The sequence below is a fragment of the Dysgonomonas sp. ZJ279 genome (genome assembly GCF_011039205.1).
Classification (GTDB): Bacteria; Bacteroidota; Bacteroidia; order Bacteroidales; family Dysgonomonadaceae; genus Dysgonomonas.
The window spans coordinates 365,790-386,263 of record NZ_JAAKEL010000001.1 but is presented as its reverse complement, the minus strand read 5'-3'; the positions used below and the strand labels follow the sequence as shown (position 1 = coordinate 386,263).

The 20,474-nt window shown below is 37.0% G+C and carries 20 protein-coding genes; 12 read left to right on the top strand and 8 right to left on the bottom strand.

Going from position 1 to position 20,474, the window contains the following annotated elements; all coding sequences use genetic code 11:
- Window positions 1-20: 20 nt before the first annotated feature.
- A complete protein-coding gene (locus tag G7Y57_RS01705; protein WP_165020441.1) occupies window positions 21-965 on the top strand; it encodes a hypothetical protein in 945 nt (314 codons plus the stop codon).
- 3 nt (window positions 966-968) lie between these two features.
- On the opposite strand, the gene G7Y57_RS01700 is transcribed toward G7Y57_RS01705, so the two are convergent.
- Window positions 969-1,430, bottom strand: a complete 462-nt coding sequence (locus G7Y57_RS01700) for a MarR family winged helix-turn-helix transcriptional regulator (RefSeq protein ID WP_165020440.1) — start codon at window positions 1,428-1,430, stop codon at window positions 969-971.
- 173 nt (window positions 1,431-1,603) lie between these two features.
- On the opposite strand from G7Y57_RS01700, the gene rpsF reads away from it, so the two are divergent.
- The 5 genes from rpsF (at window position 1,604) to pgl (ending at window position 5,477) form a co-directional block, all read left to right on the top strand.
- Entirely contained in the window at window positions 1,604-1,960 is a 357-nt protein-coding gene (gene rpsF / locus G7Y57_RS01695) for a 30S ribosomal protein S6 (protein WP_165020439.1), read from the top strand.
- Window positions 1,961-2,230 carry a 30S ribosomal protein S18 gene (rpsR, locus tag G7Y57_RS01690; protein WP_185153912.1) on the top strand — a complete coding sequence of 90 codons (270 nt, stop codon included), beginning with the start codon at window positions 1,961-1,963 and terminating at the stop codon, window positions 2,228-2,230.
- 18 nt (window positions 2,231-2,248) lie between these two features.
- Entirely contained in the window at window positions 2,249-2,692 is a 444-nt protein-coding gene (gene rplI, locus G7Y57_RS01685) for a 50S ribosomal protein L9 (RefSeq protein ID WP_165020437.1), read from the top strand.
- A 527-nt stretch (window positions 2,693-3,219) separates the two neighbouring features.
- On the top strand, window positions 3,220-4,755 hold the full coding sequence (gene zwf / locus G7Y57_RS01680; RefSeq protein WP_165020436.1) for a glucose-6-phosphate dehydrogenase: 1,536 nt from the start codon (window positions 3,220-3,222) through the stop codon (window positions 4,753-4,755).
- Entirely contained in the window at window positions 4,752-5,477 is a 726-nt protein-coding gene (gene pgl, locus G7Y57_RS01675) for a 6-phosphogluconolactonase (RefSeq protein WP_165020435.1), read from the top strand. Before zwf ends, pgl begins: the two co-directional genes overlap by 4 nt.
- Window positions 5,478-5,548: 71 nt before the next feature.
- Here the strand turns inward: pgl and G7Y57_RS01670 are convergent, their stop codons facing one another.
- The 3 genes from G7Y57_RS01670 to G7Y57_RS01660 all read right to left on the bottom strand — a co-directional run bounded on the left by G7Y57_RS01670 (window position 5,549) and on the right by G7Y57_RS01660 (window position 9,589).
- Window positions 5,549-7,288, bottom strand: coding sequence for an LIC_10190 family membrane protein (locus tag G7Y57_RS01670; RefSeq protein WP_165020434.1), 1,740 nt, complete (start codon window positions 7,286-7,288; stop codon window positions 5,549-5,551).
- 91 nt (window positions 7,289-7,379) lie between these two features.
- Window positions 7,380-8,891, bottom strand: coding sequence for a GH3 auxin-responsive promoter family protein (locus G7Y57_RS01665; RefSeq protein ID WP_165020433.1), 1,512 nt, complete (start codon window positions 8,889-8,891; stop codon window positions 7,380-7,382).
- On the bottom strand, window positions 8,888-9,589 hold the full coding sequence (locus G7Y57_RS01660) for a Crp/Fnr family transcriptional regulator (RefSeq protein ID WP_165020432.1): 702 nt from the start codon (window positions 9,587-9,589) through the stop codon (window positions 8,888-8,890). The genes G7Y57_RS01665 and G7Y57_RS01660 overlap by 4 nt, the downstream gene beginning before the upstream one ends.
- 275 nt (window positions 9,590-9,864) lie before the next feature.
- Between G7Y57_RS01660 and tig the strand changes: the two genes are divergently transcribed.
- The 6 genes from tig to G7Y57_RS01630 all read left to right on the top strand — a co-directional run bounded on the left by tig (window position 9,865) and on the right by G7Y57_RS01630 (window position 17,920).
- Entirely contained in the window at window positions 9,865-11,247 is a 1,383-nt protein-coding gene (tig, locus tag G7Y57_RS01655; protein ID WP_165020431.1) for a trigger factor, read from the top strand.
- 239 nt (window positions 11,248-11,486) lie between these two features.
- Entirely contained in the window at window positions 11,487-12,155 is a 669-nt protein-coding gene (clpP, locus tag G7Y57_RS01650; protein WP_165020430.1) for an ATP-dependent Clp endopeptidase proteolytic subunit ClpP, read from the top strand.
- Between the two features lie 118 nt (window positions 12,156-12,273).
- Window positions 12,274-13,515, top strand: a complete 1,242-nt coding sequence (gene clpX / locus G7Y57_RS01645) for an ATP-dependent Clp protease ATP-binding subunit ClpX (RefSeq protein ID WP_165020429.1) — start codon at window positions 12,274-12,276, stop codon at window positions 13,513-13,515.
- A gap of 96 nt (window positions 13,516-13,611) precedes the next feature.
- Window positions 13,612-15,807: a DNA helicase RecQ gene (recQ, locus tag G7Y57_RS01640; RefSeq protein ID WP_165020428.1), complete on the top strand. Its 2,196-nt coding sequence runs from the start codon at window positions 13,612-13,614 to the stop codon at window positions 15,805-15,807.
- Between the two features lie 2 nt (window positions 15,808-15,809).
- Window positions 15,810-16,277, top strand: a complete 468-nt coding sequence (gene coaD / locus G7Y57_RS01635) for a pantetheine-phosphate adenylyltransferase (protein WP_165020427.1) — start codon at window positions 15,810-15,812, stop codon at window positions 16,275-16,277.
- Between the two features lie 50 nt (window positions 16,278-16,327).
- Window positions 16,328-17,920: a S41 family peptidase gene (locus G7Y57_RS01630; protein WP_165020426.1), complete on the top strand. Its 1,593-nt coding sequence runs from the start codon at window positions 16,328-16,330 to the stop codon at window positions 17,918-17,920.
- Between the two features lie 73 nt (window positions 17,921-17,993).
- Here the strand turns inward: G7Y57_RS01630 and G7Y57_RS01625 are convergent, their stop codons facing one another.
- The 4 genes from G7Y57_RS01625 to G7Y57_RS01610 form a co-directional block, all read right to left on the bottom strand.
- On the bottom strand, window positions 17,994-18,218 hold the full coding sequence (locus G7Y57_RS01625; RefSeq protein ID WP_165020425.1) for a DUF4834 family protein: 225 nt from the start codon (window positions 18,216-18,218) through the stop codon (window positions 17,994-17,996).
- A gap of 171 nt (window positions 18,219-18,389) precedes the next feature.
- Window positions 18,390-18,956, bottom strand: a complete 567-nt coding sequence (locus tag G7Y57_RS01620) for a manganese efflux pump MntP family protein (protein ID WP_165020424.1) — start codon at window positions 18,954-18,956, stop codon at window positions 18,390-18,392.
- Window positions 18,947-19,465: a nitroreductase family protein gene (locus tag G7Y57_RS01615; protein WP_165020423.1), complete on the bottom strand. Its 519-nt coding sequence runs from the start codon at window positions 19,463-19,465 to the stop codon at window positions 18,947-18,949. The genes G7Y57_RS01620 and G7Y57_RS01615 overlap by 10 nt, the downstream gene beginning before the upstream one ends.
- A gap of 61 nt (window positions 19,466-19,526) precedes the next feature.
- Window positions 19,527-20,474 (bottom strand): glycosyltransferase family 2 protein, encoded by a 948-nt coding sequence (locus tag G7Y57_RS01610; protein WP_165020422.1) that lies wholly within the window; start codon window positions 20,472-20,474, stop codon window positions 19,527-19,529.

Sequence of the window (20,474 nt, the reverse complement as noted above, 5' to 3'; positions counted from 1 at the left end):
CACAGAACAAATTTCGTGTCATGTTTTACAATGTGGAGAATTTGTATGACATAAAGGATAATCCTAAAACGAATGACGACGACCTCACACCTGGGGGAAATCTCCACTGGACAAGTTATAGATATTGGAAGAAACTGAATGATATAAGTAAAGTCATAATATCGGTAGGCAATGGTATTGCACCGGCTTTAGTTGGACTTTGCGAAGTAGAAAATGACTCTGTATTACATGATCTCACCCAAAAAGCTAATCTAAAAAAAGAGAAATACGAATATATCATTACCAAATCGAAAGACTTACGAGGCTCTAATGTAGCATTATTATATCAACGAGATCAGATAAGGATTCTTAAAAAAAACACATACACTCCTGTATTAGATGCAAAAGACAGAACAACACGTGATATATTACATATCACAGGAAAAGTTATTAGTGGAGATACCCTCGATATATTCGTCTGCCATTTCCCGTCCCGCACCGAAGGAATAAAGAAAACCAGACCATTCAGAGTAAACTGTGCCCAGTTATTAAAGCAAAAAAGCGATAGTCTTTTCCGTATCCGTAAAAAAGCCAATATTATTATAATGGGAGACTTTAACGATTATCCGAATGACATCAGCATGACTGAAACACTGCGAGCGCAGAGTATAGAGTCAACCGCTTCCTCAAAAGAACTCTATAATATGTTTCTTCACAAGATCGATGATAAAAGCCAGGGAACTTACAAATATCGTGGCAAATGGAATTATCTCGATCAGTTTGTCGTTAGTGGTAACTTATTAAATGTCGACACCAAAGTGAGAATTAAAGACAGAACTGCGACAATCTACTCTGCTGATTTTTTGCTGGAAAATGATGTAAAGTATGGAAATAAAAAGCCTTTCAGAACTTATGTTGGATATAAATATCTGGGAGGCACAAGTGATCACCTGCCCATTCACATGGACCTATTGATAAACGAGTAAAACTTATCTTTCGTCCAAAGCTTCTCTGATGTTACCAAAAACGATGGATAATATACTACGCACCTGTTGCAAACCTTCCTCGTCAATTCTCGCTAAAGCGGCATTCATTGTATCGAATAGCGCTTTTCGAGCTTTCTCTTTTATAGATTTCCCAGTGTCAGTCAAAAAGATATAATTAGATCTGCGGTCTTTGACAGAGGCATTGCGACAAACCAAGTTTTGTTTTACCAAATTGTCTATCAATCTCGTCATACTTGGCTTATCCTTAAATGTAGAATTGCACAATGTTTGTTGGGTTACCCCATCTTCGCGCCACAAAAAAGCAAGGACAGTCCATTGCTCGGGCGTGATGTCCAACCCTTCTTTTCTAAAGTTTCGGTACATCATTCTGTTTATCGCCATTGAAACCTTTCCATTAATGATAGGAAAGATGAGGTCTAGGTCCTGATCTTCGTTTAATTCCATTTTATTATAACTAGGTGTTAATTGAGTGTAAAGATATAATTTATAGATAGTAAAACAATAACAGGTCAATATTTTTTAACTTTGAAGTTTGTAAAATCCGATAAAACACTTATCTTTGCACCCTCATTTTTACGGAAATGAGAATATGTTTAATATTTATTTAAGATTTAATTATGAACAACTACGAAACCGTTTTCATTTTGACTCCCGTTTTATCTGACGTTCAGATGAAGGAAGCGGTAGAAAAATTCAAGGCTCTTCTAGTAGAAGAGGGCGCGAAAATAGTTAGTGAAGAAAGCTGGGGACTTCGCAAATTGGCTTATCCAATTCAGAAGAAATCTACAGGCTTCTACGCTATGCTAGAATTCGAAGCTGATCCGACAGTGATCGCTAAATTAGAGACAAACTTCCGTCGCGACGAACGCGTGATCCGTTTCTTGACTTTCCGTCAAGACAAATTTGCTCACGAGTATGCAGTGAAGAGAAGAGGTTTAAAATCAACCAAAAAAGAAGAAGTAAAGGAGAATTAAATTATGGCACAGCAATCAGAAATCAGATATTTGACTCCGCCTTCAGTTGATGTCAAAAAAAAGAAATACTGCCGTTTCAAAAAGAATGGTATTAAGTATATTGATTACAAAGATCCTGAATTCTTGAAGAAATTCTTGAACGAACAAGGAAAAATTCTTCCTCGTCGTATTACAGGAACATCTTTGAAATTCCAACGTCGTATCGCTCAAGCTGTAAAGAGAGCTCGCCATTTGGCTTTGCTTCCTTACGTAACAGACTTAATGAAATAATAAAAGGAGGAAAAAGATATGCAAGTTATACTAAAAGAAGACGTTCTAAATCTAGGATTTAAGGACGATATCGTAACCGTAAAAGATGGTTACGGGCGTAACTACCTTCTTCCCCAAGGTAAAGGTGTTATAGCTACTGAATCAGCAAAAAAGGTTCTAGCTGAAAACTTGAAACAACGTGCTCATAAACTAGCGAAAATAAAAGAAGACGCTCAAGCTCTAGCTGCAAAACTAGAAGGAGTATCTCTATCGATAGGAGCAAAAACAAGTTCTACAGGTACTATCTTTGGTTCTGTTACTAATATCCAAATTTCAGAAGCCCTGGAAAAACTGGGTTACAATGTAGACAGAAAAACAATCCTTATCAAGGATGCTGTTAAAGAAGTAGGTACTTACAAAGCAATCGCGAAACTTCACAAAGAGGTTTCTGTTGAAATACCTTTTGAAGTAGTTTCTGAATAAGATTCAATCTCAATATAAAAAAAGAGTTATCCATTTGGGTAGCTCTTTTTTTCGCTCATCACATAGTAACTAAATCTAATTCTTCCGTTGAAACCTCTTTTCTTAAAATCCATTGTTCAGTAATTCCATCATACTTGAACAAATACCCATCCATACACCCACAAACAGTTCAGACCATCGACCTAAATTCCCACAGTTTACCTTTTGATTTTAGCTAAAAACATAGGACACATCTAAGTTTAATCGCCTAGTTTTTTTTCATTTCGTCCTAATTTAAAGCATCCATTATATGCAAATCAAATAAATCATCACATTTTATAGATATAATTTATAAAACATTCTCGCTCATAAATTATTGACAACCAACACTAACAATCAACAACCTCTTAAAATAATCTACAAACTCAACTTGGAATCATGAAAAAATAAGTAACTTCGTAGAGTTTAGACAATTAATTATCTGAGTCATTTACATGGCTTAATTAGTAGTCAGTCTGTTATATAAATATAAAACAACCATATACAAGATGAAATCAAAACCGATACAAGACCAAGCGCTTGTCATTTTTGGTGCGTCAGGCGATTTGACATACAGGAAATTAATTCCTGCAATATTCGATTTACATAAACAGGGTTCATTACCTGCTAACTTTGCAGTACTAGGGGTTGCTCGCTCTCCTTTTTCAGATGATTCGTTTCGTGAAAAAATGAAAGAAGGGGTTAAGAAATTTGCAACTGCAAAAGACGCTTCTGATGAAGAACTTGATAGCTTTTGCAAAATGCTTCATTATCTGGCCATAAATACAGATGATGGAAAAGAATACAGCAAATTAAAAGACAGATTGGCTGAATTGGACAAAACTGATAAAACAGCCGGAAATTATATATTTTATCTATCTACTCCTCCAACTCTTTATCCTTTGATTCCACGCTATTTAGCAGAGCAGGGATTAAATAAAGAAGAAGGTAATTTCAGGCGTATAATTATAGAGAAACCATTCGGTACTGACCTTCAAACGGCAATTAGCCTGAATGCGTCTTTAATGAAAGATTACGAAGAAGATCAGATTTATCGCATAGATCACTATCTGGGCAAAGAAACAGTTCAGAATGTATTGGTAACACGCTTTGCCAATGGCATATACGAACCCCTTTGGAACAGAAATTACATCCATCACATAGAAATTACGGCTGCAGAAAGTATTGGAGTCGAGAATCGTGGTAGCTATTATGACCATTCGGGTGCACTTCGCGATATGGTTCAAAACCATTTACTCCAGCTATTAGCCCTTGTGGCTATGGAGCCCCCAATGGCGATCGATTCGGTCGCTATCCGCAACGAAAAGCTAAAAGTATTTCAGGCGCTACGCCCAATGAGCAAGGAGGATTTAGTTAACAATGTTATTCGTGGTCAATATACTTCTTCCAAAATAAAAGGAAATTACACAAAAGGTTATCGTGAAGAAAAAGATGTAGATCCAGAATCACGTACTGATACGTTTTTTGCGATGAAACTATTTATAGATAACTGGAGATGGGGAGGTGTTCCATTTTATATTCGCAGTGGAAAAAGGCTACCGACACGCGTTTCTGAAATCGTTATCCATTTCAAACCTACACCACAAAATCTATTTATTGAGAATAAAGAGTTTTGTAATGATGGCAACATACTTGTACTCCGTATTCAACCCGACGAAGGAATCCTTCTAAAAACAGGAATGAAAGTACCCGGCAGCGGCTATCAGGTTAAGAATGTAAATATGGATTTCCACTATACTCAACTGGAAGGTATGTATGTACCGGAAGCATACGAAAGGTTATTACTCGATTGTATGATTGGTGACTCTACATTGTATATTCGTGGAGATGCTTTAGAATCTACATGGAAATTTGTACAACCACTTATCGACTTTTGGGAAAATAATCCTGATGCTCCACTCTATGGCTACCCCGCCGGCTCGTGGGGTCCGGCATGTGCCGACGACCTTATAGAAGGTGAGCAATTAACGTGGAGATACCCTTGTAAAAATCTATCTGATGATGGCATATATTGTGAATTATGATAAAAGAAGAAATTAAAGTATTTCAAGACACAGAGGCTTTAAGTGAAGGTTTCAGTCAGTTTTTAATGAAGTTACTAGAGGTTTACCCTCATGTCAACTTATCATTATCGGGAGGGTCAACCCCCAAGGTTATATTCGATTATTGGGCAGAACATTGCAAAGAATCAATTCCGTGGGAGCGTATATCATTCTTCTGGGGAGATGAAAGATGTGTTCCACCAGAAAATAAAATGAATAACTACGGGATGACTAAAGAGCATCTTTTCGACAAGATACCTAGACTCAAACCGAAGAGTATATACCGTATACATGGTGAAAATGAATCTGAAGAAGAGGCACAGTGGTATAATAAAATATTGCAACGGAAAATCCTGCAACGTGACAATACTCCTTGTTTCGAGATTATTATGCTCGGCTTGGGTGATGATGGTCATACTGTATCGATATTCCCTGACCAAATAGAACTATGGGACAGACCCGAAAGTTGTGTTGTAGGGAAACATCCTGAAAGTGGCATGGAACGTGTCAGCATAACCGGGAAGGTGGTTAATAATGCACAATACGTAGTTTTCTTAGCTACTGGCAAGAATAAAGCTGAGAAAGTAAGAGATATAATCAAAGAGAGACATTTGTTTAGCGAGAAGTATCCTGCAGCTAAGGTAAACCCTAAGCACGGTTATTTATATTGGTTTCTTGACTCTGAAGCCGCTAGCTTGTTGTAAACAATAAATCATAAATAAGAAAAAGGATCGTTTTTAAACGATCCTTTTTCTTATTTATATCATATGATTATTTATTCGTAATACCCTTTTTTCATTCTGAATCCATCCTTTAGACTCGTACCCCTTGCCTCTATTGATTTATAACTTTGGAATCTCCAAAATTGATGAATTTCACTATCATAAGGAACACTTGGGAATTTATAAAAGACCAAACCGGAAGGTTCTTTAATTATGTAAATCTCCACATCATCATTCAATTTAAAAGTATCATATTGAAGCACCTCTTCTGGATACCAGATTTTTTCACGCAAGGGTCTTGGCCTAACAATCGTACGAACCACAGTCCTCATATTACACGCCGGTGTAGCTACCCCCTGCAAATAGAATGCTGCAAGAAATAAATAAGGTAATAACATTACAGCTAAAAAGAGTTCTCTTTTTTTTATAAACCAAGTAGTGCCCACTACATTAAACACCTGAACAACAGATATAAATATCATAGAAAACAATATACCTGAAACAAATCTTATATCAGGAGTCGAAACAAAACCTCCAAGTAAGCATATAATTAATACCCCATAAATTAAGGCCAGAGGTATTGATTCTTTCCACGCTTTTTTATAAAAAGCAAATAGAAAGGCTATTGGCGATACTCCGGCAAGCACATATACTAGCGCCGTAAAATAGTAATGCATTTTAAGTGTCGACGGCGCATAAAATAACGTTAATGCACCATGATACACATATTTTAATTGCCACAATGCACCATCATGAATATAACGCCTCTCTATAATTGAAATCTCTCTTGGGAGCTTCCAATCAAAATCGAACAAATCGATTTCATAAAGCGGGTGAATTAAGTATCCCGAAATTATAACATTATGCCCCATCCACATACCGAATATCAAAGAAGACATACACAGAATAAAAACAAGAGACTTTATTTCTTTATTCTTATATAGAGTAATAATTACAAATAGACTGATACATGCAATAAAGGCGATAGACAGTTTAAATGTTGCCAACGTAATAAGCACGACGGTATATAATAAAATATTGCTTTTCAGTATCTGCGGATTTAGTATAAGCTTAGAGACAAGGTAGAAAACGATTAGGTTAGGCACAATATCCGTAGAAGAATCGCCAATATGGATAAAACCTAAATAAAGGAATAGCAAATAAAGAAAAAGTAAAAAACAACGTCTCAGCTCATATCCACTCTTTACCATTTCGTGAAAAACCCAAAGAAAAACACCTACACTCAACAAACCCTGAATGGCAAATATAGGTTCAACCAATAAAAAACGAAATGTAAAAAGAGAACTCAGTAGAAGATAATTAGAGTTGAAACCTATCCTTTCTTCGAGATTTGCAAGCCCGGGCACAGCGGCAAATTCTTCAATCCATCGCACACTCTGATAGTGGTAGCATGCCGGATCGAAATTAGATGCTCCCCAAGCCACAATAATAACCAATGGCAAAACAAATAAAAATAAAAATATTTTTTCTGACAGGCTATAACCCTCAAAATATTCCCTTATTCTCGTAAACAGATGAGTTTTTTTGCACATAAATGCACTATAGAGAAGGCTAGATAAGAGGAATGTAGATACTACTATAACATTTATCGGGAAGAAAAATGAAACTGCTGATAACACAATCAAAACAAAAGGAATACCTAATAAGAATGTATCCAGCAATGAGTATTGCTCATCTTTATTACAAATGCGGTTATATAAGTGAATAAAAAAAGCACCGTATGAGTGAAGTACAATAGTAATTGCGACCCATACTAATAAAACTATCAACATATCTATATACTCAATATATTTTCGAAGCGCAGTTTACACTAAAAGTTTTGTCAAAGGTAAAATATCATCTTATATAACAAAGATCATATCTCTATTTTTTATTATCGATAAAAGCCAAAAGCTTATCAATATACTCACGATTATTGGATAGCCGCGGCACTTTGTTCTGCCCACCTAACTTGCCTATAAACTTAAGCCATTCATTAAATGTGCCCTTCGGTAAACTTTTCACTATAGGGGTTCCTAGGGATAAATTATATGAACGTTTCGCTTCATAATCTGAATTTACTTTCTTCAAGGTTTCATCCAACACTTGAATAAAAGCATGTAGATTATTCGGCTCTTCGGCAAACTCTATAAGCCACTCGTGTGCACCTGTATTTTCATCACCAAAATAAACCGGTGCAGCAGTGTATTCAGCTATTTGCGCACTCGTTTTTTTACATGCTTCAGCCAATGCTTTTTCGGCATTATCTATTATGATCTCTTCACCGAAAGCATTTATGAAGTTCTTCGTGCGCCCTGTTATTCGGAATAGATAAGGGTTAGTAGACGTAAACTCGATTGTGTCGCCTATCATATAACGCCATAAACCACCATTGGTCGAAATAATAATTGCATAGTTCTGCCCTACTTCAACCTCTTCTAAAGTCAATGTATGAGGGTTTTGCGAATCCCATTCGTTCATCGGCACAAACTCATAATAAATGCTATTATCGAGCATAAGCAACAAGTCTTTAGAATCGTTAGAAAACTGAACTCCAAAGAATCCCTCCGAAGCATTATAAGTCTCCCAATAATACATATCAGGCTTCTGGATCAGCTTCTTATATTGCTCCTCGAATGGAGTAAAACTGACTCCTCCATGAAAAAACACTTCGAGATTAGGCCATATATCGGTCAACTCACGACCTGTATCTGCTTTAATCTTCTTTAGAAGAACCAGCAACCATGACGGGACACCCATAAATGCACGAACATCGTGCTTAATAGCATAGTCCGTCAGAGCTTGTAGTTTAATTTCCCAATCGGGCAACAATGATATATGTTCTGGTGTACGGCTCATCTTCGCCCAGAAGTATAAATTGCGAATAAGGATAGCCGATATATCTCCGGTGAAGACACTATCGCCAATGTTATTGATCTGCTTGCTACCTCCCATTACAAGCGTCTTACCAAAGAAGAACTTAGCATCACGATTGGCTTGTGCATAAATGGAAAGCATTTGCTCGCCACATTTATAATGCCCTTTAGTGAGCGACTCACGGGTAACAGGAATATATTTACTCTTATCTTCGGTAGTACCCGACGACATAGCAAACCAGTTAACCGGCTTATTCCAAAGGATATTATTCTGTTTGTCTATGATAATTTTGTCCAGATAAGGACGTAGATCTTCGTAATGAAAAACTGGAACTTTCTTACGAAAGTCATCTTTAGTTTTTATGGATACGAAATCATACTCTTGACCAATAAAGGTATGCTCTCCGTTACGGAGCAAATAATCTAATACCTTACTTTGGGTTTCAAAAGGCCTGTTTATAAACCTGTCGACTTCCCTGTAACCATGATCAAGATATTTATGAACGAGACGGGTAATCATCCGATTTTGCTTATTTTTCGAAGTTTTTCTTCGTCAATAACTTTTATTTTTCGTCCATCGAGTGCAATAATATGCTCTTCCACGAATGTGGATAAAGTACGGATAGCATTAGACGTTGTCATATTAGACAAACTTGCTAAATCTTCGCGGGAAAGGTAAATACTAATAGTGGCACCGTCTTCCTCCAAGCCATAGCTTTCAATAAGAAATATCAGCGATTCGGCTAAACGTCCTCTAATATGCTTTTGAGTGAGATTCACCACACGTTCGTCAGCAATTCCCAGGTCGGTAGATAATTCGCGGATAAAGAACATACCCAATCGAGGACTCGACAAGACTAATTCTTCTATAATTTTCATTGGTATGAAACAGATTGTTGCCGACTCGAAAGCCGAAGCTGCCGTAACATAAGGCTCATTGGCAAAATAAGCACGGTATCCGAAATATTGAGTAGGCCTAATCATCCTGATTATCTGACTACGCCCTCCTACTCCTTCTTTATATATTTTCACCTTGCCTTTACACAAGCACATAAGATCCTGTGGGGTTTCTTCCTCTCGGTAGATCACCTCATTCTTCTTAAACTCAAGAATCCTTGTGTTTATAGTAATAATCTCACGCTCTTTGTCACTCAGTAAATTCCATATCTCCGGAATGCTTTCCGATAGACTAATTACATCACTCTTGTCTGCCACCATAAAGAAATATGACTATTAGAATCAAATACAATCGAAAACAAAGTTAATATTTTTTATTTACAAACATGTTACAAAACATATTTATAATACATTACGTTTATTATTTCTTCTTAAAATCGAATGAATAAATAGGTATTTCACTTTGAATATTACAATAATAAGACTATTTTTGCACCACCTAAAAAAGGATGACTGATTATAATCTGTATAAATCAGCCCTTTAGATCGGTTTGGATTTGATAAACAATAAAAACTAACCCCATAAACCCGTTAAGATGAATATATCTCTAACAAATGTTGACAGTGTAAATGCTGTTCTACAAATAATCATTACAAAAGAAGACTATCTAGAAAAAGTAGAAAGCTCACTTAAAAACTTCCGCAAGAAAGCAAATGTACCAGGTTTCCGTCCGGGAACAGTACCTGCCGGTATGGTGAAAAAGATGTATGGCAAATCTATCATTGCAGAAGAAGTAAATAAACTTGTAGGCGAAGGGTTATACAATTATATCCAAGAAAACAAACTAAACGTTTTAGGCGAGCCTCTTCCAAATGAAGAAAAGCAACAACCTGTTGACTTTGCTACTGAAGGAGATTATGAATTCTTTTTCGATATAGCTCTTGCTCCCGAAATCAAACTTGCATTAACTAAAAAGGACAAAATCACATATTACGCTATCGACGTATATGAAGAGCTTGTTGAAAAACAAATAGATTCGTACAAAGCAAATTATGGCAAATACGAAACTATCAGCGAAGGTGCTAAAGAAACTGACCTGACTAAAGGTAAAATCACCGAGTTGGAAAATGGCAAAGCAAAAGAAAATGGCATTTCAGTAGAAGCTGGTGTTGTTATGGCTTCTTATATAAAAGATGCTGAAGAGCAAGCTAAATTTGTAGGTGTAAAACCAGGTGATATTATCACATTCAACCCGGGTAAAGCTTACGAAGGAAACGAAACTGAAATAGCATCACTTCTTCATATCGAAAAAGATGCAGTTGAAGCTATTTCTCCTGAATTTAGCTTCGAGGTAACAGAAGTTACCCGTTATAAAGAAGCAGACCTAGATCAAGAGTTATTCGACAAAATATTTGGCGAAGGCACTGTGAAAACAGCAGAAGAATTCAGAACAAAAGTAAAAGAAACTGTTGCTCAACAATTCACTCCTGACAGTGACTACAAATTCTTGCTCGATGCAAAAGAATTACTGGAGAAAAAAGCCGGTGATATTGAATTCCCTGATGCATTCTTAAAAAGATGGTTAATTGCCAGCGGAAAAGAAAGAACAGCAGAATCGGTAGAGGCTGAATATCCGAAAATTGTAGAAGATTTGAAATTCCATCTAATCAAAGAGCAGATAGCAAAAGACAAAGACCTCAAAATAGAGAACGAAGACGTTAAAGCCATTGCTATCCAAGCAGCGCGTGCGCAATTTGCACAATACGGCATGATGGGTCTTCCTGACGAAATGGTTGAGAATTACGCTAACGACATGTTGAAAAACCAAGATAATGCTCGTAATCTTGTTGACCGCGCAATGGAAAACAAAATCATCGAAAGTTTGAAATCAACACTAGGTGTAACAGAAAAAGCAATTTCACTTGAAGAATTCCGTAAATTCTTCGAAAACGAAACAGCAGAGGAAACAGAAGCTTAATCACAGCATACTAAATAATAAGAAACGAGCAGGTTAATTATATCCCTGCTCGTTTTCTTTTTTCTGCTAATAATTAAGGTAAAAGAAAAGATTTACCCATTATTTCAATTTTTTATTTATAACTTTGTTTAGGTAAGAAAATGTCTTTTACAAAACCTTATCATTATGCCACAATATGCTGGCACGGTAATTGTTAATCCTACATTCAATACTATTATTAAAAATAAAAATAGAAGATTATGAATAATGATTTTAGAAAATATGCGACAAAGCATCTTGGGATGAACGGATTAGCTCTTGACAACTACGTAGGTTTTACAAGCAGCTATATATCTCCGACAATCATCGAAGAACGTCAACTTAATGTTGCACAAATGGATGTATTCTCCCGTTTGATGATGGATAGAATTATCTTCCTTGGTACACAGATAGACGACTATACAGCGAATGTAATCCAAGCACAATTGTTGTATCTGGATTCGGCCGACTCGGGTAAAGACATATCTATATATATCAACTCTCCCGGAGGTTCTGTTTATGCAGGATATGGAATTTACGACACTATGCAATTTATAAACAGCAATGTATCTACTATCTGTACCGGTATAGCTGCTTCTATGGCTGCTGTATTACTTGTAGCCGGAGAAAAAGGTAAACGTTCGGCATTGAAACATTCACGTGTAATGATTCATCAGCCACTAGGCGGAGCACAAGGACAAGCATCTGACATCGAGATCACAGCACGCGAGATAGGTAAAGTTAAACAAGAACTTTACAAAATCATATCTGATCATTCCGGACAACCAATAGAGAAAGTAGCGGCAGATTCTGACCGTGACTACTGGATGACTTCGGCTGAAGCAAAAGAATATGGTATGGTCGACGACGTACTATTAAAAAATAAATAAGGTCTGCGACCTTATTTATTTTTACACTTTATTCTACTCAATAACAAGCATTTGTTGTCCTTACCAGAATAAGATTTATATTTAACTGTACTTATATAACCAATTTGCTTAAAAATAGATGGCAAAAAAAGAAAATAGCACACATTGTAGTTTTTGTGGACGAAGTGAGAAAGATGTAAACTTACTTATCTCGGGAATGTCTGCCGAAATTTGCGATAGCTGCGTTGAGCAAGCATATCTGATTGTAAAGGAAGGTCTTGACACAAAGAAATCAGGCTCCCACGGTTTAGACAAAAATAAGCTACCCGATCCGAAGAAAATAAAAGAGTATCTGGATCAATACATCATAGGACAAGATAACGCCAAACGCTATCTGTCTGTAGCTGTATACAATCATTATAAACGAATACTACAGGAAGATAGTAACGACGATGTAGAAATTGAAAAATCTAACATCATTATCGTAGGGCCTACGGGTACAGGTAAAACGCTTTTAGCACGTACTATTGCCAAGTTACTACATGTCCCGTTTGCGATTGTAGATGCAACTGTTCTAACTGAAGCCGGATACGTAGGAGAAGATATAGAAAGTATCTTAACTCGCTTGCTACAAGCTGCCGACTATGATGTAGCCGCCGCAGAAAGGGGTATTGTATTTATAGACGAGATCGACAAAATAGCACGCAAAGGCGATAACCCATCCATTACACGCGATGTAAGTGGTGAAGGTGTACAGCAAGGTCTGCTAAAACTACTCGAAGGCTCGATAGTAAATGTGCCACCACAAGGTGGACGCAAGCATCCTGATCAAAAAATGATTGCTGTAAACACAAAAAACATTCTTTTTGTTTGTGGTGGTGCTTTTGACGGAATCGAACGTAAAATCGCTCAGCGTCTCAACACACGTGTAGTAGGTTATGCATCATTGTTGGAAACAGCAGATGTAGATCGCGAAAACATGTTGCAATACATCACTCCAGTTGATTTAAAATCTTTCGGGTTGATTCCCGAAATAATTGGTCGGTTACCCATCCTCACCTACTTGAATCCGTTAGATAGAGTTGCATTACGCCGAATACTGACCGAACCTAAGAATTCTATCATCAAGCAATATATCAAGTTATTCAAGATGGACAATGTCGATCTGACATTTGACGAAGATGTATTCGAATATGTGGTGGATAAAGCAATAGAATATAAACTTGGAGCGCGTGGTTTACGGTCGATTGTAGAATCTATTATGATGGATTCGATGTTCACTATACCATCTACAAAACAAACAGAATTGCATATAACTAAAGAATATGCAGTAGACCAATTAGGAAAATCGAACTTAGACAGGCTAAAAAAAGCTGTATAAATTTGGTTATTTCATAAAAAATAGTCTACTTTCGGTTGAAGTTTAAAACATAGCTGCATAGCTTCATAAAATAAAACGACCTAGAGATGTTTAAATATGTCTAATCAAGACGATACGCTAATTATTGCTCTAAAAAAGCATTTTGGCTTTGATAAATTCAAAGGTAACCAAAAAGAGATCATTCAGAATATTCTGGATGGCAGGGACACCTTTGTACTGATGCCTACCGGCGGAGGAAAGTCATTATGCTATCAACTTCCAGCACTGTTGATGGAGGGAACGGCAGTAATTATTTCGCCACTCATCGCTCTGATGAAAAATCAGGTAGATGCCATGCGGAACTTTAGCGAGGAGGATGGTGTAGCACATTTCTTGAACTCATCACTCAATAAGTCGGCTATTGAAAATGTAAAAAACGACATCTTATCGAAGAAGACAAAATTACTTTTTGTTGCTCCCGAGTCGTTGACCAAAGAAGAAAACATTGAATTTTTAAGTCAGATAAAAATATCGTTCTATGCTATTGACGAGGCTCACTGCATATCGGAATGGGGGCATGACTTCCGACCCGAGTATAGACGAATTCGTCCGATAGTGGCAGAGATTGGTAAACATCCACTTATAGCACTCACGGCGACAGCCACTCCAAAAGTGCAACTTGATATACAAAAAAATCTGGGAATGTCTGATGCCGATGTATTTAAAGCATCATTCAACAGAGAAAATCTGTTCTACGAGGTTCGTTCCAAAACGAATAATGTAGACAGAGATATCATCAAGTATATCAAATCGCAAGGTGATAAATCGGGTATTATATATTGTCTCAGTCGCAAAAAAGTGGAAGAATTTGCAGAAATACTTCAGACCAACAATATTAATGCACTCCCATATCACGCAGGTTTAGACCCAAATACACGCTCCAACAATCAGGATGCTTTCTTAATGGAGAAAGTTGATGTGATTGTGGCAACCATTGCTTTTGGGATGGGAATAGATAAACCCGATGTACGCTATGTTATACATTATGATATCCCAAAGAGCCTCGAAGGCTATTATCAGGAAACCGGACGTGCCGGCAGAGATGGTGGCGAAGGCAGATGTATAGCATTTTATTCATACAAAGATTTGCAGAAATTAGAAAAATTCATGCAAGGCAAACCGGTTGCAGAGCAAGAAATAGGTAAGCAATTACTTATGGAAACCGCTGCTTATGCCGAAACTGCCCTTTGTCGTAAAAAAGTATTACTCCATTATTTTGGAGAAGAATATAAAGTAAAGAATTGTGGTAATTGTGACAATTGTATAAACCCTAAAAAACAAGTGGAAGCTAAAGACTTATTATCAACAGCCCTAGAAGCTGTAATTGAATTAAAAGAAAAATTTAAACCTGAGTATGTTATCAATATACTGGTAGGAAAAGAAACATCAGAAATAGAGACGTACAATCATCAAGATTTAGAAGTTTTCGGCTCAGGTGATGATACTGACGAGGACACATGGAATGCATTGATTCGCCAAGCCATAATTGCCGGATATTTTGATAAAGACATAGAAAACTACGGATTGCTCAAAGTAACCAAAAAGGGTAAAGATTTCTTGAAGAAGCCTGTATCGTTTAAAATATCGACAGACGAAGATGAAGATATGGATGATGATGGTAATATGGATGAAGTAGCAGTGAAAGGTGGCGGAGGCGGCTCTGCTGTGGATCCTGTACTATTCTCTATTATGAAGGATCTTCGCAAGAAGATGGCTAAAAAGCTAAATGTACCTCCTTATGTTATCTTCCAAGATCCATCGCTCGAAGCTATGGCAACAATCTATCCTATAACTACCGATGAATTGCAAAATATTCCGGGTGTAGGTGCAGGTAAAGCTAAGAGATATGGTGACGAGTTTGTACAAATCATAAGAAAGCATGTTGAAGAAAACGAAATAGAACGTCCTGAGGATTTACGTGTCAAAACAGTTGCAAACAAGTCGAAACTTAAAGTGGCAATTGTACAGGCAATAGATCGTAAAGTAGCACTCGACGACTTAGCAGAATCGAAAGGAATAGAATTCCACGAATTACTTGATGAAGTAGAGGCAATTGTCTATTCGGGAACAAAAATAAATATCGATTATTTCCTTCGCGAAGTGATTGATGAAGATCACATGGATGATATATTCAGCTACTTTCAGGAAGCTGAATCTGATTCTCTAGCCGATGCTATCGACGAATTAGGTATGTATACTGAAGATGAAATCCGATTGGTCAGAATCAAATTCATTTCGGATATGGCAAATTAAGAATGAAAAAAAAAGCTATTTTCCCAGGAACATTCGACCCATTCACCATCGGTCATGATTCCTTAGTAAAACGATCTCTAGGCCTTATGGACGAGATCGTTATTGCTATTGGAGTAAATGATTCCAAAAAAAGTTATTTCTCATTAGAAAAGCGGGTGAACATGATCCGCTCGCTGTACAAAGATGATTCACGCATTACTGTCGGAACATACGATTGCCTGACGGTAGATTATGCGAAAGAAGTCGGAGCAAATTTCATAGTTAGAGGTATACGCTCTGTGAATGATTTCGAATATGAGAAAACCATCGCAGACATGAATCGAAATATATCCGGAATTGAAACTTTTATACTTTTTACTGAACCAGAACTAACACATATTAGTTCTACTATCGTACGCGAGTTATTAAGATACAATCATGATGTCAGTAAATTTGTTCCGGAAGGATTGAATTTAGATATTCAAGACTAAAATAAGATTTTAATATATAAGCCTTTAAGCTTATAAATACAACTCTTAATATGAAAAAAACAACAATATTCGTACTCTGTATTTGTGCTATTGTAACAACAGCTTCTGCTCAATTAAGAATGAGTGAAGGCTCAAAGAAAGTTGCAACAACAATGGCAATTATAGAAAATCTGTATGTAGATGAAGTTAATGATCAAAAGCTCTCGGAAGATGCCATCAGAGCGCTCTTGGAGAAACTCGATCCCCACTCTACTTACGCAAGTGCCGAGGAAGTAAAAGAAATGAATGAGCCGCTTGAAGGAAACTTCGATGGCATAGGTATCTCTTTTAATATGATGACAGATACACTGTATGTTATAGAAACTATATCAGGAGGTCCTTCCGAAAGAGTAGGCATAAGACCAGGTGATAAAATCATATATGTGAATGACACACTGATTGCCGGTGTAAAAAGAAGCAATAAAGATATTATGTCACGCCTTAGAGGTCCAAAAGGGACTTCGGTTAATGTAAAGGTATTGCGTAAAGGAGAACCTCAATTACTTGAGTTTAAAATTGTAAGAGCAAAAATTCCTATCTATAGCTTAGATGCAGCTTATATGATAGACAAGCATGTAGGATACATCCGATTGAGCCGTTTTGGAGCAACTACCACAAAGGAGTTTCAGGAAGCTGCTAAAAAACTGAAAGCCGAAGGAATGCAAAGCCTTATACTCGATCTGGAGAATAATGGTGGAGGGTATCTTTCCGCTGCGATTGAGTTAGCCGATGAATTTTTAGAGAAAGATCGATTAATAGTATATACAGAAGGATCGCGCCAACCCAAAAAGCTAGATTCAGCAACAGCTAAAGGTTCTTTCGAACAAGGTAAACTAGTAATCCTCATCAATGAGGGATCGGCTTCAGCAAGCGAAATTGTATCAGGAGCTGTACAAGACTGGGACAGAGGAATTATCGTTGGACGCCGCAGTTTTGGAAAAGGTCTTGTACAAAGACAAATACCATTGCCCGACGAATCGATGATACGATTGACTGTAGCCCGTTACTATACCCCAACCGGACGTTGTATCCAGAAACCATATACAAGTGGCGACAAGGATGCTTACGAGATGGATGTTATAGAACGATACAATAAGGGAGAAATGATGAGTGCTGACAGTATACATTTTCCTGATTCTCTAAAATATCAGACTCTTATCAATAAACGTACAGTATATGGCGGTGGAGGCATTATGCCCGACTATTTTGTTCCGGTAGACACAACTGCTTATCCTATGTATTTAAGACAAATAGTAGGAAAAGGCGTTACACTCAAAATATCTCATAACGAGGTTGACAATAACCGGAAAGAAATTCTTGCCAAATATCCGAATGCTGAATCTTTTTACAAGAACTATACTATTTCAGAAGAAATCATGCAGAAGGTAATTGCAGCCGGAGAAGAAGAAAAGGTTGTATTTAACGAAAAAGAATATGAAAAAGCAAAGCCATTCCTAGCGATGCAGATAAAAGCTTTGATGGCACGTGATTTGTACGATATGGCAACCTATTTCAAAATCATAAACGATTACAGCGATATTTACAAGAAAGCTTATGAAATCATCCGTGATGATAAGCAATACGAAGATTTGCTTCGGAAGTAAAGCCAAAATCAAATAAATAAAAAAGGATGTATCTACAAGATACATCCTTTTTATTTTAACTCGAAGGTAAAAGTTAATCTTTCAGCTCTTCGTATTTTATATACTCTCCTTCATTCTCTGAAAATATCTTCTTAGGTACATCATCCTGTACCGGAGAATTTGCATTTCGGTTATTTGCATTATATTTTGAGTATGGGGAGTGCTTACCTGACATAGATGCTATTTTTCTGAAAACAGATAAAATCAACATAATGCCAAGCATTAGTGATGTTATAACAAGAAATAATAAAATTTTCATCTATCAATTATTAAATTAAAAGGTCACAGACCAATTTGTTACTTTTACGAACAACTACCTATATTTTTTCTCACTGAAATTGTATAACAAATATACTAACTTAGTGAATCCTATGTACACTTATTTACTATATTTAACAAGACTTCTCATTAATAAACAAAAGCAGATTATTCATATTTTCAGAAGCGTATGCTCTACTAAAATACTCGATCCGATAAGGATCAGAATAATACCGCCTGCCAGGTTTATGCGCAGATTATAACGCCTTCCAACCTTGCAACCGAACACAACACCAAACACAGCAACGGTAAAGGTCACAAGCCCTACTATTATGGCTGGAGTGAAAATCGGTCGATTAACGAGAGATAAGGATAAACCGACAGCCATAGCATCTATACTTGTTGCTACTGCCAGACTAAACATTACACGTATATCAAGCGGATTGAACGGTCTCTTATCTTGCTCTCCCTTAAAGGCCTCGTAAATAACTCTTACACCCAATAGCGATAAAATTCCGAATGCAAACCAATGATCATATTGATCTATATACTCAGCAAACGTAGATCCTATAAACCATCCGAAAACAGTCAGCCCTAATTGAATAAATGCTAACATACCCGCTATCTTCATAACATTGGTCGCGCGATGATCGCGAATTATAGCACCACTTGTAAGGGCTATAATCAAACTATCCATGGATAAACCAATGGCAAGAATACTCATTTGAATCATATCCATCGGGTTATATCAGAAAGAGTTTTACGCTTTTTCTCAGGAACTCTACTCTTTTCTTCGTCAATATATCCTAAAGGAAAAATTGCTATCGGCTCTATATTTGCATCTAAATTGAGTGCCTCAGCCAAGACATCGGGTTTGAAATTACACACCCAGCATGTACCTAGTCCGATTTCAGCTGCTGCAAGGCAAATGTGTTCTGCTGCAATAGCTGCATCTACATCTCCAAAGTCTTTTTGGTCGGTAGCTGTTCGCTTCCACGATGAAGCCGAATCTTTACAAACGACGATACAAAGAGGTGCGGTCTTAAACCACTCTCTATCGTACGCTTCATGAATTTTGAGTTTTACAGATTGATCAGTAATAACATAAAACTGCCAAGGTTGAAAATTGCAAGCAGAAGGAGCGAGTCTTGCACAATTGAGAATGTAGTCTATTTTTTCCCGCTCTACTACCTGCGGCAAATAAGCTCTAACCGAGTAACGGTTTTCGCTAAGGTCTTTCAAATTCATTTTTTAGTGATCTTATATTAAATAAAGAAGTGCCGGTCGTCTAGGAAACCGGCACTTTGCTTTATAGTTCTTCTTCTATCTTATAATTATTTCTCTCACTCGAATTTCGGGAAACAATCTCACCCAGAAAACCTGCAAGAAACAACTGAGTACCCAAAAGCATCATTGTCAACGAAATATAAAAATATGGAGAGTTGGTAACCAATGGATGTGGTACTCCTTGATACATAGCATACCATTTATTAAAACCAACAATAATAACAGCGATAAGCCCAACAAAAAACATAACGCTACCCCACAATCCGAAGAAATGCATAGGTTTGCGCCCAAATTTAGATAAGAACCACAATGTCATCAAATCAAGATACCCATTGATAAAACGGCTCATACCAAATTTGCTTTGTCCGTATTTACGGGCTTGATGACACACTTCTTTTTCCCCTATTTTATTAAATCCTGCGATTTTTGCCAGATAAGGTATGTAACGGTGCATATCGTTGTACACCTCTATATTTTTAACGACTTTCTTGCGGTAGGCTTTAAGCCCGCAATTAAAATCATGTAGTTTTATACCTGATACTTTTCGAGCAGTAGCATTAAATAGTTTTGTAGGCAGAGTTTTAGATATTGGATCGTAGCGTTTCTTCTTCCAGCCCGATACCAAATCATATTTCTCCTCTTTTATCATTTTGTAAAGAGTAGGTATTTCATCAGGGCTATCTTGCAAATCAGCATCCATCGTGATAACAACATCGCCTTCTACTTTTTGAAAAGCACAATGCAAAGCAGGTGATTTGCCATAATTTCGTCTAAAACGGATACCCTTTATATTCGGCGAATCTTTTTGTAGTCCACATATAACATCCCACGAATGGTCTGTACTTCCATCATCAACGAAGACAACTTCGTACGAGAAACTATTCTCGTCCATTACTCGCTTAATCCAAGCATAAAGTTCGGGAAGAGATTCTTCTTCGTTAAACAGTGGTATGACTACAGATATATCCAT

Coding starts and splice junctions, on each gene's coding strand:
- rpsF (WP_165020439.1), top strand. CDS start 1,604: ATGAACAACTACGAAACCGTTTTCATTTTGACTCCCGTTTTATCTGAC.
- rplI (WP_165020437.1), top strand. CDS start 2,249: ATGCAAGTTATACTAAAAGAAGACGTTCTAAATCTAGGATTTAAGGAC.
- zwf (WP_165020436.1), top strand. CDS start 3,220: ATGAAATCAAAACCGATACAAGACCAAGCGCTTGTCATTTTTGGTGCG.
- G7Y57_RS01620 (WP_165020424.1), bottom strand. CDS start 18,956: ATGGATATGATTCAAATGAGTATTCTTGCCATTGGTTTATCCATGGAT.
- G7Y57_RS01670 (WP_165020434.1), bottom strand. CDS start 7,288: ATGTTGATAGTTTTATTAGTATGGGTCGCAATTACTATTGTACTTCAC.
- G7Y57_RS01630 (WP_165020426.1), top strand. CDS start 16,328: ATGAAAAAAACAACAATATTCGTACTCTGTATTTGTGCTATTGTAACA.
- coaD (WP_165020427.1), top strand. CDS start 15,810: ATGAAAAAAAAAGCTATTTTCCCAGGAACATTCGACCCATTCACCATC.
- clpX (WP_165020429.1), top strand. CDS start 12,274: ATGGCAAAAAAAGAAAATAGCACACATTGTAGTTTTTGTGGACGAAGT.
- G7Y57_RS01625 (WP_165020425.1), bottom strand. CDS start 18,218: ATGAAAATTTTATTATTTCTTGTTATAACATCACTAATGCTTGGCATT.
- G7Y57_RS01660 (WP_165020432.1), bottom strand. CDS start 9,589: ATGGTGGCAGACAAGAGTGATGTAATTAGTCTATCGGAAAGCATTCCG.
- G7Y57_RS01665 (WP_165020433.1), bottom strand. CDS start 8,891: ATGATTACCCGTCTCGTTCATAAATATCTTGATCATGGTTACAGGGAA.
- pgl (WP_165020435.1), top strand. CDS start 4,752: ATGATAAAAGAAGAAATTAAAGTATTTCAAGACACAGAGGCTTTAAGT.
- recQ (WP_165020428.1), top strand. CDS start 13,612: ATGTCTAATCAAGACGATACGCTAATTATTGCTCTAAAAAAGCATTTT.
- G7Y57_RS01615 (WP_165020423.1), bottom strand. CDS start 19,465: ATGAATTTGAAAGACCTTAGCGAAAACCGTTACTCGGTTAGAGCTTAT.
- G7Y57_RS01705 (WP_165020441.1), top strand. CDS start 21: ATGTTTTACAATGTGGAGAATTTGTATGACATAAAGGATAATCCTAAA.
- G7Y57_RS01700 (WP_165020440.1), bottom strand. CDS start 1,430: ATGGAATTAAACGAAGATCAGGACCTAGACCTCATCTTTCCTATCATT.
- clpP (WP_165020430.1), top strand. CDS start 11,487: ATGAATAATGATTTTAGAAAATATGCGACAAAGCATCTTGGGATGAAC.
- tig (WP_165020431.1), top strand. CDS start 9,865: ATGAATATATCTCTAACAAATGTTGACAGTGTAAATGCTGTTCTACAA.
- G7Y57_RS01610 (WP_165020422.1), bottom strand. CDS start 20,474: ATGGATATATCTGTAGTCATACCACTGTTTAACGAAGAAGAATCTCTT.